Annotated in this window: 15 protein-coding genes; 6 read left to right on the top strand and 9 right to left on the bottom strand. The window is 63.5% G+C overall.

Features of this window, described 5'->3' with window-relative positions:
• Positions 1–134: 134 nt before the first annotated feature.
• From KUF59_RS22345 to pncA, 4 genes are all read right to left on the bottom strand, one after another.
• On the bottom strand, positions 135–518 hold the full coding sequence (locus KUF59_RS22345; protein ID WP_212461104.1) for a GrlR family regulatory protein: 384 nt from the start codon (positions 516–518) through the stop codon (positions 135–137).
• A gap of 30 nt (positions 519–548) precedes the next feature.
• Complete coding sequence (locus KUF59_RS22340; protein WP_212461103.1) at positions 549–2,582, bottom strand: NAD(+) synthase; 2,034 nt, start codon at positions 2,580–2,582, stop codon at positions 549–551.
• Between the two features lie 196 nt (positions 2,583–2,778).
• Entirely contained in the window at positions 2,779–3,804 is a 1,026-nt protein-coding gene (locus KUF59_RS22335; protein ID WP_212461234.1) for an alpha/beta fold hydrolase, read from the bottom strand.
• 110 nt (positions 3,805–3,914) lie between these two features.
• Positions 3,915–4,541: a bifunctional nicotinamidase/pyrazinamidase gene (gene pncA, locus KUF59_RS22330; protein WP_212461102.1), complete on the bottom strand. Its 627-nt coding sequence runs from the start codon at positions 4,539–4,541 to the stop codon at positions 3,915–3,917.
• Positions 4,542–4,862: 321 nt separating this feature from the next.
• Between pncA and glk the strand changes: the two genes are divergently transcribed.
• The 3 genes from glk (at position 4,863) to KUF59_RS22315 (ending at position 6,498) form a co-directional block, all read left to right on the top strand.
• Positions 4,863–5,837, top strand: a complete 975-nt coding sequence (gene glk, locus KUF59_RS22325; RefSeq protein WP_212461101.1) for a glucokinase — start codon at positions 4,863–4,865, stop codon at positions 5,835–5,837.
• Between the two features lie 143 nt (positions 5,838–5,980).
• Positions 5,981–6,184 (top strand): hypothetical protein, encoded by a 204-nt coding sequence (locus KUF59_RS22320; protein ID WP_212461100.1) that lies wholly within the window; start codon positions 5,981–5,983, stop codon positions 6,182–6,184.
• 158 nt (positions 6,185–6,342) lie between these two features.
• Positions 6,343–6,498 carry a hypothetical protein gene (locus KUF59_RS22315; protein ID WP_212461099.1) on the top strand — a complete coding sequence of 52 codons (156 nt, stop codon included), beginning with the start codon at positions 6,343–6,345 and terminating at the stop codon, positions 6,496–6,498.
• A 161-nt stretch (positions 6,499–6,659) separates the two neighbouring features.
• Here the strand turns inward: KUF59_RS22315 and KUF59_RS22310 are convergent, their stop codons facing one another.
• From KUF59_RS22310 to KUF59_RS22290, 5 genes are all read right to left on the bottom strand, one after another.
• Positions 6,660–7,391, bottom strand: coding sequence for an adenylate/guanylate cyclase domain-containing protein (locus tag KUF59_RS22310; RefSeq protein WP_249140625.1), 732 nt, complete (start codon positions 7,389–7,391; stop codon positions 6,660–6,662).
• A 100-nt stretch (positions 7,392–7,491) separates the two neighbouring features.
• Entirely contained in the window at positions 7,492–7,737 is a 246-nt protein-coding gene (locus KUF59_RS22305) for a PilZ domain-containing protein (protein WP_212461098.1), read from the bottom strand.
• 122 nt (positions 7,738–7,859) lie between these two features.
• The gene (locus tag KUF59_RS22300; protein WP_212461097.1) at positions 7,860–11,237 is read right to left on the bottom strand and encodes an autotransporter outer membrane beta-barrel domain-containing protein; all 3,378 of its coding nucleotides are present in this window, start codon (positions 11,235–11,237) and stop codon (positions 7,860–7,862) included.
• Positions 11,238–11,672: 435 nt separating this feature from the next.
• Positions 11,673–12,041 carry a response regulator gene (locus KUF59_RS22295; protein ID WP_212461096.1) on the bottom strand — a complete coding sequence of 123 codons (369 nt, stop codon included), beginning with the start codon at positions 12,039–12,041 and terminating at the stop codon, positions 11,673–11,675.
• 110 nt (positions 12,042–12,151) lie between these two features.
• A complete protein-coding gene (locus KUF59_RS22290) occupies positions 12,152–12,958 on the bottom strand; it encodes a Spy/CpxP family protein refolding chaperone (RefSeq protein ID WP_212461095.1) in 807 nt (268 codons plus the stop codon).
• 487 nt (positions 12,959–13,445) lie between these two features.
• Between KUF59_RS22290 and KUF59_RS22285 the strand changes: the two genes are divergently transcribed.
• The 3 genes from KUF59_RS22285 to KUF59_RS22275 all read left to right on the top strand — a co-directional run bounded on the left by KUF59_RS22285 (position 13,446) and on the right by KUF59_RS22275 (position 16,768).
• Complete coding sequence (locus KUF59_RS22285) at positions 13,446–14,786, top strand: ABC transporter substrate-binding protein (protein ID WP_212461094.1); 1,341 nt, start codon at positions 13,446–13,448, stop codon at positions 14,784–14,786.
• Between the two features lie 132 nt (positions 14,787–14,918).
• Complete coding sequence (locus tag KUF59_RS22280) at positions 14,919–15,857, top strand: carbohydrate ABC transporter permease (protein WP_212461093.1); 939 nt, start codon at positions 14,919–14,921, stop codon at positions 15,855–15,857.
• Entirely contained in the window at positions 15,857–16,768 is a 912-nt protein-coding gene (locus KUF59_RS22275) for a carbohydrate ABC transporter permease (RefSeq protein ID WP_212461092.1), read from the top strand. Before KUF59_RS22280 ends, KUF59_RS22275 begins: the two co-directional genes overlap by 1 nt.
• The last annotated feature ends 4 nt before the right edge of the window (positions 16,769–16,772 follow it).

Below are 16,772 nucleotides of genomic sequence, written 5' to 3'. Positions count from 1 at the left end.
TGGGGCGGGGGTAAAGTCGCGAGGTCCGGACTCCTAGGCACTCCGGACCTCGCACTTTTTCTAGACGCAAGCGACATCGCGCCGCCGGCTGGCTGAGCCGCGCGGCGCGAAGTCGTTTTGAACCTACCTTGAAGCTAAATCGGATCCTTCAGCGTCAGTTTTGCCGTGAACGTCACGCTGGTCTTGCCAACCAGGGCCATGCCGTCGACCTCCGCACCACCTGCCGAATAGTCGCCGGAGAAACCGCAGGTCACCTCCCTGCCCCCGAATGCGAGGGTCTTGCCGACGGCTTCGGTGTGCTGATTGACCGTCATCTCGCCGCGCCACTTGCCGTTCCGGAACGTGTAGTGGCCGGTGTAGTAGAAAAAGCTGTCGCCGCCCATGATCCGGCCGTCGGACAGCACGACCACCCCCTTGGCCTGACCGCGCTTGCCCTCGCGCATCTCGATCTCGAAGATGTAGAGGCCGTTGACGACCTTGTTCTCGTCGTCAGCTCTCGGCCCGTCCCCGGCCGACATCAGCCCACCTCCCTCACCAGTTCGGCTCGCTCATTTCGGCACGTTGCGTTCGAGATCCTCGAGCCAGGCGGCCGCGCTCGCATCCGACGGCGCACGCCAGTCGCCGCGCGGCGACAGCGAACCGCCCGATGAAACTTTTGGGCCGTTCGGCATCGCCGAGCGCTTGAACTGGCTGAAGGCAAAGAAGCGGCGCAAAAACACTTCGAGCCAGTGCCGGATGTCGGCGAGCGCATAGGCCCGGCGCCGGTCGCTCGGAAATGCCGGCGGCCATTCGCCCGCGGCGACGTCGCGCCAGGCATGCAGCGCCATGAAGGCGATCTTGGACGGACGCATCCCATAGCGCAGCGTGTAGAACAGGTTGAAGTCCTGCAGCTCATAGGGCCCGATCGCGGCCTCCGTGCTTTGCGGCTTCTCGCCCGACTTGACCGGGACGAGCTCGGGCGAGATCTCGGCGACCAGGATCGATCCGAGGGTCCGGTTGACGTCGTCGCCGAACTGCCTTGAGGCGATCACCCAGCGGATCAGATGCTGGATCAGAGTTTTTGGCACCCCGGCATTGACGTTGTAATGCGCCATCTGGTCGCCGACACCGTAAGTGCACCAGCCCAGCGCGAGTTCCGAGAGATCGCCGGTGCCGATGACGATGCCGCCGTGATGATTGGCGAGCCGGAACAGATAGTCGGTGCGCAGGCCCGCCTGAACGTTCTCGAAGGTGATGTCGTAGACCGCCTCACCCTTGCCGAAGGGATGACCGATATCCCTCAGCATCTGGGTCGCGGTGGTGCGAATATCGAGCTCTTGCCAGGTCGTCTCAAGCGACTTCATCAGGGCGAGCGCATAGGTCTTGCTTTCGCTGCCGGTGGCAAAGCCCGGCATGGTGTAGGCGAGGATGTTGCTGCGAGGCAGACCGAGCAGGTCGACCGCCTTGGCGGCAACGATCAAGGCGTGGGTGGAATCGAGTCCGCCCGATACGCCGATCACGACCCGCTTGACCCCGGTTGCGCGCATGCGCTGCACGAGCCCGGCAACCTGGATGTTGTAGGCCTCGTAGCAATCCTGCTCCAGCAGGCTCTCGTCGCTCGGCACGAAGGGAAAGCGCTCGACCTTGCGTAAAAATCCGATGTCGGCGATCGGCGGCTTCAGCGCGAACGTCACCTTGCGGAACATCGGCTCACGCTGGCGGCGATTGTCGTCGAACGTGCCCATCAAGGCGCGCTCCTGCCGCAACAAATCGAGATCGATATCGGCGAGCGACATCTGCCCGCCCTGCCTGAAACGTTCGCCTTCGGCCAGCAGCGCGCCGTTCTCGTAGATCGAGGTCTGGCCGTCCCAGGCGAGATCGGTCGTGGACTCGCCAGCGCCTGCGGCCGAATAGACATAGGCCGCCAGGCACCGCGCCGACGTCGACTGGCAGAGCAGCGCGCGCGAGCGGGCGCGGCCGATCGTGATCGGACTTCCCGAGAGATTGATCAGCACGCTCGCACCGGCGAGCGCGAGCTCGGAGGCCGGCGTGACCGGGATCCACATGTCCTCGCAGATCTCGACGCCGATCGTGAGGCCCGCGACATCCTCGGCCTCGAACAGCAGGTCCGTTCCGAACGGTGCGTGGAGCGCGCCGATCGCGATCGTCTCGCCGGTGACCCCGGCGCCCGAGGCAAAGTGGCGCCCCTCGTAGAATTCGCGATAGGTCGGCAAGTACGTTTTGGGCACGACGCCGAGAACGCGGCCGCGATGGATGACAGCGGCGCAATTGTAGATGCGGGCGCCGAAGCGCAGCGGCGCACCGACGATCAGCACTGTCATCAGCGCGCTCGAGGCCTCGACGATCGCGGCGAGCCCCCGCTCCACGGCATCGAGCAGCGGGTCCTGCTTGACGAGGTCTTCGATCGCGTAGCCCGACAGGCACAATTCGGGGAAGACCGCGACCGCCACCGACTGATCGTGGCAGGCGCTTGCCGCCGTCAGCACGGCCTGTGCATTGGCCGAGGGGTCGGCGACGTGCGAAGTGGTCACGCAGGCCGCAACGCGCGCAAATCCATGGCGGTAGATCGAGTGGAAGCTCATCAAACCCAGGGCCTTTTATTCGACGTTAGGACCGGCTTCAGCCGGTTCCCGTTGCGATCCATTCTTAGCCGATTGACGTGGATCAAGGCACCCTATTCGCGCTCATGCATAATGAATTTGCTAAACATCCTCCCTACTCTGTTCCGGCCGCAGCGACCGAAAGTCCGGCGGCCTTTTTTTCGGGACGGGCAGGATTTCAGGCACGGCGCGCGAGCACACCTGGCAGCTCGGCTTGCAGCCATTCCGCAATCCGCGGCCATGCGTGGGCGTGCGTCTTCGCGCCCATGAACAGGCCAAGATGATCGCTGGGCTCGGATGCCGCAGCGATCAAGGCGGACGGCGTGCCCACGAGGTGAGCGGTCGCCAGCGCCTGGACCGCCGGCACCACCTCGTCGTCGAGGCCCGCGAGGAGGAAGATCGGCGCTTTCACGTCCTTCAGATCGACCTTTCTTCCGAGTGCGGTGAATTCGCCGGCTGCGATCCGGTTCTCGCGAAAGATCCAGTTCACGATCTGGAGATAGTAGGTGCCCGGCAGGTTCATCGTCTCTGCGTTCCACTGGTCGAAACGCGCCAGCAGTTCCGGCCCGCCTGTGTCCGACAGGCTCCATTGCAACGCCACCTCGATGTCGTGCGGGCTCAACTTGCGCGACCAAAATTGCAGCATCTCCTCGCCGCTGACATTGCCGCCGCCGCGCGCCACGAGCTGGTCGTACACGACCTCCGGCGCGTTGCGCGCGAGTCTGGACAACGACGAGTCGATCGAGAGGTCGACGGGCGCGCCGGCCAGAACCAGCCGGCGCACCTTTGCCGGAAAGCGCGCCGCGTAGAGCAGCGACAGCCAGCCGCCCTGGCACAGCCCAACGAGATCGACGGGCGCACCGATCTCGTCGATCGCGACGTTGAGATCGCCGAGATAGCTGTCGATCGAGAGATAGCGCATCTCCGGCGATGCGGAGCGCCAGTCGGTGAGATAGACGCGATCGACGCCGGCGCCCTGCAGCGACTGCACGACGCTGTGGCCGGGCGCAAAATCGGCGATCAGGGCCCGGTGCAGCGCATAGGGCGCGCAAATCAGGACGGGCGGGCCCGATCGGCGCGTCGAGCAATCGCGCAGCCGCATGGTCGGCAGTTCCAGCGCGACGGTGTTAGCCGTGGTCCAGGCGAGCTCTGACTCGCGCTGCTCCGAGGCGCCGCGATCGAGCCACCACAGCCAGGAATCCATCGCGAGCCTGGCCGCCTCGAACGGCCACAGCAGCGGATCGTCGGTGCCGCCCGATCCCGTCGGCGGCGTCGGATTGTCGGTGTGTCCTGCCAAACCTTGCCTCAAACGTTTCACAACAGCGCTTCAAAGCCGACGACGGCAATGCCAAGCGCCTTGAAGCTGCGATGGGTCGCCGCGACCGAGCCGTCGAGATCAATGCCGCGGCAGGCATCCTCGATGACGACGACCTCGAGTCCGGCCTTACGGGCGTCCTCCGCCGAATAGCGGACGCAGAAATCGAGCGCGAGGCCGGCGACGAACACCGTCTTCAGCTCGCGCTCGCGCAAATATCCGAGCAGCCCGGTCGGCGTCTTGCGGTCGTTCTCGTAGAACGCCGAATAGGAATCGATGCCGCGGCGAAATCCCTTGCGCACCACCAGGCTCGGCCCGACGATGTCGAGATCACGATGGAATTCGGCCCCGGCCGATCCCTGCACGCAATGCGTCGGCCACAGCACCTGAGTGCCGTAATCCAGCTCGACGGTCTCGAATGGCTGCCTCGCGGCGTGGTTGGCGGCAAAGGACACGTGATCGCGGGGGTGCCAGTCCTGCGTCAGCACCACATTGGCAAATCCCTGTGCGATCCGGTTGATGGCGGGCACCACCTTCTCGCCGCCGGGGACGGCCAGGGCGCCGCCGGTGCAAAAGTCGTTCTGGACGTCGATCGCGAGCAAAACGTCCTGGCCGGAAATCTTCATCCGTGACCCTCTATCCGTGACCCTCTATCTTTGGCCCTCTATCCTTGCCCCTCTTTGGCAAAGCCTGAGACTTGCAATGTCGATCTTCCCGCGCCGCTTCGCAACCGCCTCCCCGGCAACGCTGGCCGATCCGGCCCGCATGTGTCCTTGTGCTGCATCAATAGGCAATGGGCGCGCGGCCGGGAACGGCCGGCGCAACGGTTCGGCCCGATCGGCGTTGTCCTCGGGGTCGGCGGATTCCCAAGTGGATTCACAAGGCATCCCGCCGATGCTATGCGGACTGGATGGCGGTGAGGCAGACGCAAGGGATTCTGTGCGGGAATGAGTGACAGCAGGACGAGAGGATACGCCTTGCTCGCCGACATCGGCGGAACCAATGCGCGCTTTGCGCTGGTCGAGGACGGGGCCGTCGGCGCCGTCACCTACGTCAGGGTCGCGGACTTTCCGACCGTCAAGGATGCGATTGCGGACGTCCTCTCCCGGAGCGTCCTGTCCGCGCCGGTCACGACGGCCGTCCTCGCGGTAGCCGGACCGGTCGAGAACAATCGCTGCGTCATGACCAACAGCCCCTGGATCATCGACGGTGCCGAGCTGCGGCCGGCCTTCGCCTTCGACACGGTCCATGTCCTCAACGATTTCGAGGTGCTGGCCTGGTCACTGCCGGCGCTGCAGCCGGCCGACCTGCTCCCGCTCGGCGGCAAGGCCGGGGTTTCGGGCGCGCCGATGCTGGTGCTTGGCCCGGGAACGGGCTTTGGCGCCTCCTGCCTCGTCGAGCGCAACGGCGCCCGTATCGCCGTGATCACGGAAGCCGGCCATGCCACCCTTCCTCCGGAAACGGAGCGCGAGGAGCATGTGGTTGACCGCATGCGGAAGCGCCTTGGCTTCGTCTGCATCGAAAGGGGCGCGCTGTCGGGCGCCGGCTTGCAGAACCTGTACGAGGCGCTTGCGGAGGTCGAAGGGATTCCCGCCCCGAAGCGCGACGCCGCCGGCATCACGACCGCCGCGCTCGATGGCAGTTGCAAGCTCAGCCACGCCGCGCTCGAGATGTTTTGCGGCCTGCTCGGGTCCGTCGCCGGCAATCTGGCTCTGACCTTTTGCGCCCGCGGCGGCGTCTATATCGCCGGCGGAATCGTGCCGCGCTTTCCAAAATTCCTCGCCGCCTCCGACTTCCGCAAGCGATTCGAAGCCAAGGGAAATTTTGAGGGCTACCTTCGCAACATCCCGACCAGCCTGGTGACGAAGCCCGATGCGAGTTTTGAGGGCCTGAAGGCCTTTTCCGATCACCATACGGCGTGAGTGGCCGGTTGCAGCGACACCGCGCGGCCGCGCAATTCACAACTCATTGGGGCGATTGCATCCCTAAGCGCGAGTTCCATCTTGCCGACCGCCACGGGTTGAGGAACAATTCTCCAGTCGTGGAGTGCGTGCGGGGGCGTTGCATGCGTAAGCCAGATATCGGATTTGACTATCATCGCTATCACCAGCTTCTGAGCGAAGCTGACGATGACGACAAGCGAATGGCCTTGATCGAGCTCCTGATCGCCGAAAAGGCCAAGGATCGGCTGGCCGCACAGCGGGCTTCCGACCGTGCCGCGATGACGGCCCAGACCATCGCCAAGGTGCTGCGAAATACACGCAGCTGAGCGCAGCCTCGATCTTGCTGATGGTGCCGCGGTACGCCCGCGAGTCCACGCGCCGATTGCGATTCCGTTAAGGATCCCTGGCAAGCTCGCGTCAAACTTTTTGCTCTAAGAGTTCCCTCACCTGATGCAATTCAGGGGCAACAAAGGGGGGTACTGACATGAGCATGATTTCTCTCGCCGCGATTCCGGCCGCCGTTGAATCCCGCACCATTGACCAGTCGTTCAAGACGCTGCTGCTGTTCTGCTGCGTCGGTCTGGTTGCGTCTTTCGGCGCGATGGCTGCCGGCGTCGATCTGAGCGCCTTCCTCGCCTAAAGGCATTCCAGCACATCCATCGAATGGCCGCCCTCGGGCGGCCGTTCGTGTTTGTGGCTCTGAAGGCGCATGATCTCCGCGCAAACGCATTCCGCGTTTTTCGCGAGGGAAAACCGCTGCGCACTTAGCGCAAACGCGGCCCTTCGGGTCCGGATCATACGTTACCCCGCAAACAGGGTTACCGGTTGCTGAAAGCCCTTCAGCATGTGCTCGCGGCCGCTCCCCCCGACCATGTCGCCGGTCCGGTCCTTCACCGTCTGCGTGACCATGATCTCGCCGGGTCCGGCCGCGGCCTGCGCGCGCGCCGCGCGGTTCACCACGGTCCCAACCGCGGTCAGGTCGCGATGGGTTTGGCCGAATTCGCCAAAATTGGTTTCTCCGCTGTCAACGCCGATCCCGATGCCGAGTTCGTGGCCGCCGGCGCCGATGGCGCGGGCGAGCTCCTCGCGCCTGCGGCTGAAGCGCGCCTGGATGTCGCGGGCGGCAAGCAGCGCCTGCACCGCGTGATCGGGCTGCCGCACCGGAAAATTGAAGATCGCAAACACGGCATCGCCGATCGTCTTGTTCAAGAGGCCGTCATAGCGCCAGATCGCCGCCGCGCAGTCGTCGTAGAAGGCATCGAGAAGCGAGGTCAGCTCGGCCTGCGCAAGCGTCTGGGTCAACGCCGTGTAACCGCGCAAGTCCGCAAACATGATTGACGCGTCGATGGTGACGGCGCGGGCCTTCATCACCCGCGAAAACGCCATCTCGCAGATGGTGCAGGTATTCGGGTTCATCCGGCTCGGCCTGATGCCGAACAGGCGAAACGGCGCCGACAATGGCCCACGCAGGGGGACCGGCAGATGCATGTTCTGCCAGCAGCCCAGGCAGATCGTGGCAGGCTCCGGAGTCATGACGAGTGCCTTGGCCAATCCAATCCCGATAATCGACAAGCTAGCACTATCGGCGTCGGCGGCGCAGGAAATTCGTCCCATCCGGGAGTCAGCGCCCGTCCTACCCGTCGATGAAAGCGAGGCCGATCCGGTTCTTCTGGATCCAGATCACCCGGCAGTCGTGAACGGTCGAATCCTTCGCCAGGACCAGTCGGAAACGTTGCGGGACAAAGGCGGGGTTATCGACGTCGATCGCCGCGCCCGCGGCCGAGATGTTGCGAACCACGCAGCTCATCACCGAGCCGCCTGATGACACATAGGCCAGCTCTTCGATTTCGACGCGCGGGTGCTTTCGCTTGTCGTCCATCCGCATTCTGCCTTGTTCGCTCGAACGATAGTCAGAATGCCTAAACGAATTGCATGCGCCCGGGTTGCGCCGGGGCAATCCATTGTGCAATGCGGCGCGCTTTGCACTGCAGCGGCGGTAGCTCACCAGGCGTAGCGGACGACGCCCTTGCCGGCGTAGGAGCGCGTGACGCTCGAAAACTCACCTTCAAATGTTCCGGCGGCTGACCAGCCACTGAGCCACTTCTTCTCGACGGCGCCGGTCACCAGCGCGGAATCCGCGGCCATGGCGGCGCCGTTCACGACGAAGCTCGCGCCGGGCAGCGTCTGGAACGTGGCCCCGATGGCACGATCCGGATTGAAATCGTGCGCCCAGGCCATGCGGCCGCGCAGCGTGACGATGCCGTCGGCCTGGGCGAAGGATTTGTCGGTGCGAAGGCCAAGCTCAGTGCGGGTGTCGGTGACGCTCCTGGCGTTGTAGGCCAGCGCAAACTGGTTGCTGCCGACGATCGCCTGCTCGGCATAAGCAGGCAGATCGAAGGCGGCCACTTGCGCGGCGGCATAGGGCGTCAGGCCGATGCCCTGCGCAACGAAACGATAGCCGCCCTCGAGCCGCCCGGACCAGGCATTGGCGTTGAACTCGGCGCGCAGGCGATCGATGGCGGCGACCGTCACCGTGCGGTCGGTGACGACGTCCTGCCAGCCATAGGCGAGTGCGCCGGTGACGTAGGCGGGTCCGACGATGTGACGGAAAAAGGCGCCGGCCTGGAACAGGTCCGAGCGGCCACCGCCGAGCGCGTTTGCGACGGTGAAATTGGTGCCGCCGCCGGCGAGCGCGAAGCCAACGAGCGTATCGCGCGAGACGCGATAATCGGCACCGACTGCCGTGGCATAAAGGCTGCTGGTCGTGTTGTTGGATCCGACGATGGCGTTGCCATCCGTATTTTGCGAGCCGCCGAAGCCCGCGGCCCAAATGCTCCAGCGCTGCTCGAACGACGGCGCAACCGGCGCCTTGGTGTAGACGGCCGCATAGGCATCGCGCTCGCTCTTGCCGCGGCCCCTGCCCGTCGCGGCATAAGCCATGCTCTCATCCGTGTATGCGTTCGGCGAGCCGCCGGCACTGACGGGATCGCCGCGGCCGGAGATGAACGGATCAGTCATCAGGCCCATGAACTGGTTCATGGCGTTGAACGTCGCCTGCTGCGGCGCGCTGCCAACTTCGCCCGAGATCTGCGTCAGGCCGGCCGGCGTAAGGCTGCCGAACACGATCGGAATCGTGCCGTTGCTGTTGAAGAAGTTGATGAGCGCGTTGGCGACGTTCTGCTGGTTGATGTTGAGGTTGCCGGACGGCGGCGTGAAGGAGAGCACGAGGTTGAGATAGGCGTTCTGGGTGTCGTAGCTCAGGCTCGGTGCGAAGCCCGACGGCAGATTGGTGTTGACCAGAGACGAGAACGATCCGTTGATGCTGTTCGCGTGCACGATGGTGTACTGCTTGGCCACATAGGTGCCGGGCGCAAACGTCGCATTCACCGTGGCGTTGCCGAGCGTCGCCGTGCCCGTGACATTGGTGCGGTCGGCAGTCGCCGGCGAGACCTCCACCATGTAGCTCGAGGCCGCCGTGAAGGTCAGGCTGCCCTGCACCGTCAGGAGCCCGATCGAATTGCCGGGCGCCAGCGCGCCGCCATTGATCAAAGTGTTGCCGACGAAGCCATTGCCGCCGAGTGTGCCGCCGGCATTGACCGTGGTCAGGACCGAGGATGCGATCGAGCCGTTGACCGCCAGGATGCCGCCATCGACCGTGGTGGCGCCGGTATAGGTGTTGTTGCCCTCCAGCGTCAGCTTGCCGGTGCCGACCTTGATCAGCGAGGCGCCCGTGCCGCCCCCGAGGCCGCCGTCGATGATGCTGCCGGTGACGGTTGTCGAGAGATTGTTGCTGCCGACCGTGAGCTCGTTCTGGCCTAGGGCGAAGGTGCCGCCTCCGGCGATCGAGCCTGCGCTGATCTTGTTGTCGTTATTGAGACCGGACGTCGTGCTGAAATCGGTACCGGCTGCAGCACCGTTGGTGATGGCCGCGTTGCCGGCCGTGGCGTTGCTGAAGAAGTTCAGAAACGTGTTGTTGGTGATGGTGGCGCTGCCCGCCGTGCTGTGGTCGACGAACTCCATGAGGACGCCGTTGTTGGTGATCACAGCGCTGCCGGCCGTGGCGAAGTCTCCGAATTGCAGATTGTAGTTGTTGGTGATCGTGGCAGTGCCGGCCGTGCTGGTATTGGCGAACACCAGATTCCCGTCGTTGGTGATGCTGGCGCTGCCGGCCGTGCTGGCGTTCAGGTAGATCATGCCGGAGGTGTTGTTGGCGATATTGATCGTGGGCGAAGCCAGCGTGCCGTTCACGCCCAAGACGCCGTGGTTGACCGTGGTTGCGCCGGCGTAGGTGTTGACGCCCGACAGCGTCAGCGTACCGGCGCCGGTCACGGTCAGGCCGCCGGTGCCGGACAGCGCGGTGGCGAAGTTGATCACGTTGGCATTCGTGTCGAACGTGGCACCGCCGGCGCCGATGGCCGCCAGTTTGGACGAAATGTCGGTCGTCGTGCCCGCGGCCCATTGCAGGCCGCCGCCATTGAGCGTGATCAGACCCGAGCCGAAATTGCTGGCCGCGTTGAAGTTGATGAGGCCGCCGGTGACGGTCGTTCCGCCGGTGTAGCTGTTGGCGCTCGACAAGGTGAGCGTGCCGGTGCCGGTCTTGGTCAGCGAGGCGCCCGTGCCGCCTCCCGTGCCGCCGTCCTGGATGACGCCCGAAAATGTCGTCGAGAGATTGTTGCCGCCAACCGTGAGGTTCTTCGAGCCCAGCCGGACGGCGCCATCGCCTTCGATCGAGCCGACAGTGGTGCTGCCGGTGGTGATTTGCGAGATGTCGAGATAGCCGGTGCCGTTCAGAATGAAACGCGCGGTTCCCCCGTTCGCTGAACTGCGGATGAAGGTTCCGCCGCCGGCGTTCGTGGTGACGGTGGCGCTGCCGGCGCTGCTGGTGTTGTCGAAAGTCGCGATGCCATTGTTGGTGATGGCGGACGTACCGGCGGTGCTGCTGTCGAGAAATTGCAGAACAAAATTGTTGGTGATGCTGGCGCTTCCGGCGGTGCTGCTGTTGTGGAAGGCAAGGCCGCCGCTGGTGATGCTGACGCTGCCGCCGTTGACCACGATGCCGGCACCGGTGAAGGCAAAATCAACGGCGTTCGAGATCGTAAAGGTGTAGTTCGAGGCCCCGGCATTGAAGGTCCAGCCGCCGACCGTGCTTGGAGACGAGATCGACAGCGCTGTCGTATTTGATGTCCCGAAGAAGGCGGTGCCGGTCGGCACGGTTGCCGGGCTCCAGTTGGCGGAGGCATTGTAATTGCCTGAGCCCGGATTGGTCTGCCAGGTCGCATCCTGCGCCTGCACTGCGCCGGTCAGGAGCGCCGTCACCGCCAGCAAAGTCGTGATCGACAACGCACGCCGTGCGGGTCGCGAGCCGCCTGCCCCAGCCATTCCAGATTCCACGGCGCAACGCGTTGCGCTTCATTTCATTGCGATTCGTTGCAGCCGGTAAATGCGTAACTGCTTCGCCGCTGGGGGGCCATCACGGACCTTCGTTGCAAACCTCGCACCCATGGTTTTTGAAACGGTGTGTGGCGAGCGCGCAACACGGAGTTGCATAATTTGCGAGCACCTCAGAATGCGCGCGCGCCGGCAGCCAGGGCCGGCGAAGACACTCATTCGCAAGCCGCCGTCGTATCACCTCGGGTTCCCGACAAGGCCGCGAGTCGGCCATAAGTCAGGCGCGATCCGGTCCGTTTTTCTTCAAGTTCCCGTGACGAATTGAGCGGGCCGCGCCGCTGCGGCAGGATAGCCGGGCGCCGCGCCTTCCACCTACCCCAGGGCAAGGTGGCCCGGCTATTCGCGGCCCGCGCAGATCAGGCGGGGTCAGTGCGGCACCCCTTCGGGAAACAGCGAGTCGATCATGGTCTTGAGCTGGTCGATCGAGATCGGCTTGCGCAGGATTGGTCTGCGCCTGAGCAATGACGGCAGCAATTCCGGCCCGTAACCCGTCGCGAACAGGAATGGCTTGCGGCGCCGCTCGATCAGATCGGCGACCGGGTCGACGTAGACGCCCATGAGATTGATGTCGAGGATGGCGAAATCGTACTGCGCGGTCATGGCGAAGGCGCTGGCGTCCCGGACATTATCCGCCTCCGCGACGACACGGTGGCCAAGCTCCTCCACCATGTCGGCGATCATCATCCGGATCAACGCCTCGTCTTCGACCAGGAAAACGGAGAGTCCGCCAGCCATGTCAGCCCCGCAACATCAAACGAAGCTAATCATAAGCGGGATTGCGTGAGGATTCACGAATTCGTGGCACGCGCCGTTAATTCAGGCGCGCCAGATCCGATTCAAGTTGATCAATCCAGCCCGCGCTCGTGGCTGAGCCGCACCATCTCCTGGATGAAGACCTGCTTCTGCTTGTCGTCCAGGCTCGAAAACAGCGGTTCGGCGGCGTCGGCGACGTTGCGCTGATCGGCGGCGCGGTCGATCAGGAACTGCGCCTCGTTGCGCATCTGCTCGATGATGTCGTCGGGCGGATCGCGCTTGGCGCGCGCCACCCGCAGGTTGAGACGCTCTGCACCATTATGGCCGAGGTAGTGCATGGCGCTGGAGAAGCCGTACCAGTGCTTCTCCTGGTCGGAGGTGAGGTTCAGCTCGGTCTTGATGCGCTCGATATAGGCGTCGCTGTTGGCGACAAGCTGCTCGGCCGTGACCTGGGGCGCGCCGTTCTGGGTCAGGACGGTGACGTCCTTGTCCTTGCCGGCCCTGGCAGTCTTGGTGCCCTTGCCCGACTTGTCCTTGGCGCCCTCCTTCGTACCATCCTTCGCACTATCCTTGGCACCTTTGGCGTCCGCGTTCTTGCCGCCCTTGCTCGAGTCCTTGGCATCCTTGCTGGAATCCTTGGCGTCCTTACCGGCCGGCGCCTGGTTGTTGTTGACCCCGAGCACGCCGGTGAACACGCCGACCACGCCGCCGATCGCACCGCCGAGCACGCCACCGACCGGACCGGCCGCCTTGTTGCCGGCGGCTGCGCCGTCCTGCACGCCCTTGACCAGGCCTTGCGCGTTGGCAACGGCGGCGGCGCCCAACAACAGCGCCAGCGTTGACCCGAGCGCGAACCATTTTCGCAGGCGAAGCCGCGTGGGCTGCGTCGGGTTGATCATTCTGGTCTCCATCGTCGGTCTTATTGGAATCTCTGCTGGCAGGAGTCTGCCCGGTTGGAACTCTAACGTTGCCGCCGCGGCCAGGTCTAGGCACGTGTCGAAACACGCCCGAACCTGTCCACGCCTGAAAAGCGTTTCGCGCGAAGCGGTTATGAAGGCTTATTCGAAACTGCGGCGTAATTGCGTAGGGATCGTCGGCCCGGCTGTCGCACCCACTGTGTGCGTCGCAAAAGGATGCGCTTCGGTTCACCGCCACCACCGATGTTGGTGCGTGCTCGCACGCAACGTTAGTTCTAGATGCGCACGATTTGGATTTCTCGACAGACGCGATCAATTCTGCTCTGATCGCGCTACCAATTCTCCGCGCCTCACGTGACCGGCCGCGCGAGGCGATGGCACGAAAAAACAAGAACCGGCACGAAAAACAAGCACCAAGGACGGCACCAAGAGAAGACCAAAACAATAAACAACAGAGCGAGGAAACGAGATGTCACGCAAGAAACTGACGCGACGACAATTTGTTGCCGCAACTGCGATGTCCTCCGCGGCCCTGATCACCGCGCCCTATGTGCGCGGGGCCTACGCCGCCGGCAAGCTCTCGATCGGCTTCTGGGATCATTGGGTGCCCGACGCCAACAAGACCTCCACCGCTCTCGTCAACGAGTGGGCGGCAAAGGAAAAGGTCGAAGTTTCCATCGACTACATCACCAGCAACAACAAGAAGATCGAGTTGACCGTTGCAGCCGAAGCGCAGGCGAAGTCCGGTCACGATATTCTTCAGATGTACACCTGGTGGCCGCACGCTTACGCCGAACAGCTCGAGCCGGTGAACGACGTCGTGGAGCCGGCGATCAAGCAGAACGGTGAAGTGAACGGCACCGTGAAATATCTCGGACAGGCGGCCGGCAAATGGCTTGCGGTCCCCGCGACGCCGGGAAGCCAGATCAAGGGACCCTGCACGCGCATCGATCTGATGAAGAAGTACGCGGGCATCGACGTCCAGGAAATGTACCCCGCGGGCGCGCCGCCCAAAGCCGACAACTGGACAATGGATACCTTCCTGAAGGCCGCGGAAGCCTGTCATAAGGGAGGCTTCCCGTTCGGCATCGGCCTTGGCGAAACCACCGACAGTGTCGATACGGCCGGCGCGATCTTCCAGTCGTTCGGCGCCGAACTCGTCAACACCAAGGGAGAGCCCACGGTGAAGACCGATCAGGTCCGTCAGGCGCTCGAATACTACAAGAAGCTGATCGCCTTCCTTCCGCCCGACGCGCCGTCCTGGGATGACGCCTCGAACAACAAATGGTTGTTCGCCGGCCGCGGTGCCCTGATCATGAACCCGCCAAGCGCCTGGGCGGTTGCCAGGCGCGACGCGCCGCAGGTTGCCGAGCAATGCTGGACGCACGGCTTCCCGGCGGGCCCGAAGGGTCGCTTTGCGCCTTATCTGCCCTACTACTGGGGCCTCTGGAGCTTCTCCAAGAACAAGGAAGCGGCCAAGAGCCTGCTCGCCCATCTGTCGCAGGCGTCGTCGATCGAGAAGTTCGTCTCTGCTAGCGGCGGCTACGACTTGCCCGCTTATGCGAACATGACAACGTTGAAGACATGGGCGGAGGAAGGGCCGCCGAAGGGAACGCTCTATCACTATCCCAATCCCTACAATCATCAGATGCTATCGATTGCAGCCTCTCCTGCCCCACCAAAGATCGCCCAACAGATCTATGCACAGGCGATCCTCACCAAGATGGCGCTGCGCTTTGCACAGGGAGAGAAGATGGAGACCACGCTCGCCTGGGCCGAGGGCGAGTGCGAAGGTTTCATGCGAACCTAAACCGGGGAGAACCACGGCGGTTCACGGCTCCACCGTGAGCCGCCAGGGCAATCTGCCGTTCGATGATGATCCGATGAAGCCGACTGATGCAGCCGGCTTCGCGAGCAGACATTCTGCAAGGAAGGTTCGGACATGGCCGATGTCGTCGTTCAGCGCGGTCGCACCGCTCGCACAGCGAGCGCCCGCAAAGGCGCGAGCCTGCACAATGCGTTGAGACGAAAATCGACTGTGGCGTTTTTCCTGACGCTGCCGCTGATCCTGTTGATCGCGTTGCTCGTGCTCTACCCGGCCTTCTATTCGGCTCATCTGGCGACGCTGAACAAGTCGATGCAGAAGTTCGTCGGCTTCGGCAATTTCACCTTCCTATTCAAGCGCGAAACGTTCTGGATGGTGGTGAAGCAGTCCTGCATCTTCGCGATCACCGCCGTATTCTTCAAGGCGCTGATGGGATTCATCGTCGCGCATTTCGTCCACAACATCCCGGCCAAGGGCCAGCGCAAGTGGCGCGGCATGCTGCTGGTGCCCTGGGTGATTCCGCCGGCGATGAGCACACTGGCCTGGCTGTGGCTGTTCGATCCTTCCTACAGCGCGTTCAACTACACGCTCTCCTTCTTCGGTATCGGTCCCGTCAACTGGCTCGGCGATACCTTTTGGGCGCGCTTCTCCGTCATTCTCGTCAATGTCTGGTACGGCGCGCCGTTCTTCATGATCATGTATCTGGCGGCGCTGAAATCCGTGCCGGACCAGCTCTATGAAGCCGCAGCCATCGACGGCGCCAATTGGTGGCAGAAGATCTGGTACGTCACCCTGCCGATGATGCGCAATATCATCGCCATCACCACGCTGTTCTCGCTGATCGTGACCTTCGCCAATTTCGACATCGTGCGCATCCTCACCTCGGGTGGGCCGCTCGACCAGACCCAGATCTTTGCAACCTACGCATTCCGGGTCGGCATCGAGAGCAGCGACATTCCGTTAGGGGCGAGCGTCTCACTGTTCATGGTTCCGATCCTCGCCGTCGCGGCCATCTTCATCCTGCGCGACGTCTCCAAACGCGGGAATGAAGCCTGATGAGCACCGTCTCAATCGACAAGGCCGGTCCCCGACGCAAGGTCAAATACGGCAGCATGAGCCGCGACCGCGCCTGGGCGCTGCGCTGGTCCTATTTCTTCCTGGTGCTGTTTGCGATCTTCTCGCTGACGCCGCCGCTCTACATGCTGATCACCTCGTTGAAGACCAGCGCAGAAATCTCTGCAGCCACCAACCCCTGGTGGATTTTCCATCCGACTCTCGCAAACTACGTCGAGTTGCTGACCTCCAACCAGTTCCTCCGCTTCTTCTGGAATTCGGCCATGGTGTCGATCGTCGTGGTGATCGTCACCATGGCGATCAGCATACCCGCAGCATTTGCGCTGGCGCGCATGAAGTTCTGGGGCTCGGCGACGCTGGCGACCGGCGTCTTCCTGACTTATTTGGTCCCGGACAGCCTGCTGTTCATCCCGCTCTTCAAGGTCTTTGCCGTCGTTCAGGAGTGGACGGGGATACCCCTTCTCAACAGATGGTACGTGCTGCTGTTCATCTATCCGACGCTGACGGTGCCGTTCTGCACCTGGATCATGATCGGCTACTTTGCCTCGATCCCCAAGGAGCTCGACGAGGCCGCCATCATCGACGGCGCATCCTGGCTTCAGACGTTGACGCGGATCTTCATTCCCGTCGCGCTGCCCGGCCTGATAGCTGCGACCATCTTCGCCTTCACTGTATCCTGGGCGCAGTTCCTCTATCCGCTGGTGTTCACGACGTCCGTCGACCAGCTTGTGCTTCCGGTCGGCATCACCACCACGTTGATCAAGGGCGACATCTTCAACTGGGGGCAGATCATGACCGGCGCCCTGCTCGGCGCCGCCCCGCCGCTGATCATCTACGCCTTCCTGATGGACTACTACATTGCCGGCCTGACCGCCGGCGCGACAAAGGGTTGAACTC

It is taken from the genome of Bradyrhizobium arachidis (assembly GCF_024758505.1).
GTDB lineage: Bacteria > Pseudomonadota > Alphaproteobacteria > Rhizobiales > Xanthobacteraceae > Bradyrhizobium > Bradyrhizobium manausense_C.
This window is presented reverse-complemented; position numbering and strand designations above follow the sequence as displayed.

What these genes read in the sequence shown, in the direction of transcription:
- KUF59_RS22345 (WP_212461104.1), bottom strand. Translation starts at nt 518, where the DNA reads ATGTCGGCCGGGGACGGGCCGAGAGCTGACGACGAGAACAAGGTCGTC.
- KUF59_RS22340 (WP_212461103.1), bottom strand. Translation starts at nt 2,582, where the DNA reads ATGAGCTTCCACTCGATCTACCGCCATGGATTTGCGCGCGTTGCGGCC.
- KUF59_RS22335 (WP_212461234.1), bottom strand. Translation starts at nt 3,804, where the DNA reads ATGGATTCCTGGCTGTGGTGGCTCGATCGCGGCGCCTCGGAGCAGCGC.
- pncA (WP_212461102.1), bottom strand. Translation starts at nt 4,541, where the DNA reads ATGAAGATTTCCGGCCAGGACGTTTTGCTCGCGATCGACGTCCAGAAC.
- glk (WP_212461101.1), top strand. Translation starts at nt 4,863, where the DNA reads ATGAGTGACAGCAGGACGAGAGGATACGCCTTGCTCGCCGACATCGGC.
- KUF59_RS22320 (WP_212461100.1), top strand. Translation starts at nt 5,981, where the DNA reads ATGCGTAAGCCAGATATCGGATTTGACTATCATCGCTATCACCAGCTT.
- KUF59_RS22315 (WP_212461099.1), top strand. Translation starts at nt 6,343, where the DNA reads ATGAGCATGATTTCTCTCGCCGCGATTCCGGCCGCCGTTGAATCCCGC.
- KUF59_RS22310 (WP_249140625.1), bottom strand. Translation starts at nt 7,391, where the DNA reads ATGACTCCGGAGCCTGCCACGATCTGCCTGGGCTGCTGGCAGAACATG.
- KUF59_RS22305 (WP_212461098.1), bottom strand. Translation starts at nt 7,737, where the DNA reads ATGGACGACAAGCGAAAGCACCCGCGCGTCGAAATCGAAGAGCTGGCC.
- KUF59_RS22300 (WP_212461097.1), bottom strand. Translation starts at nt 11,237, where the DNA reads ATGGCTGGGGCAGGCGGCTCGCGACCCGCACGGCGTGCGTTGTCGATC.
- KUF59_RS22295 (WP_212461096.1), bottom strand. Translation starts at nt 12,041, where the DNA reads ATGGCTGGCGGACTCTCCGTTTTCCTGGTCGAAGACGAGGCGTTGATC.
- KUF59_RS22290 (WP_212461095.1), bottom strand. Translation starts at nt 12,958, where the DNA reads ATGATCAACCCGACGCAGCCCACGCGGCTTCGCCTGCGAAAATGGTTC.
- KUF59_RS22285 (WP_212461094.1), top strand. Translation starts at nt 13,446, where the DNA reads ATGTCACGCAAGAAACTGACGCGACGACAATTTGTTGCCGCAACTGCG.
- KUF59_RS22280 (WP_212461093.1), top strand. Translation starts at nt 14,919, where the DNA reads ATGGCCGATGTCGTCGTTCAGCGCGGTCGCACCGCTCGCACAGCGAGC.
- KUF59_RS22275 (WP_212461092.1), top strand. Translation starts at nt 15,857, where the DNA reads ATGAGCACCGTCTCAATCGACAAGGCCGGTCCCCGACGCAAGGTCAAA.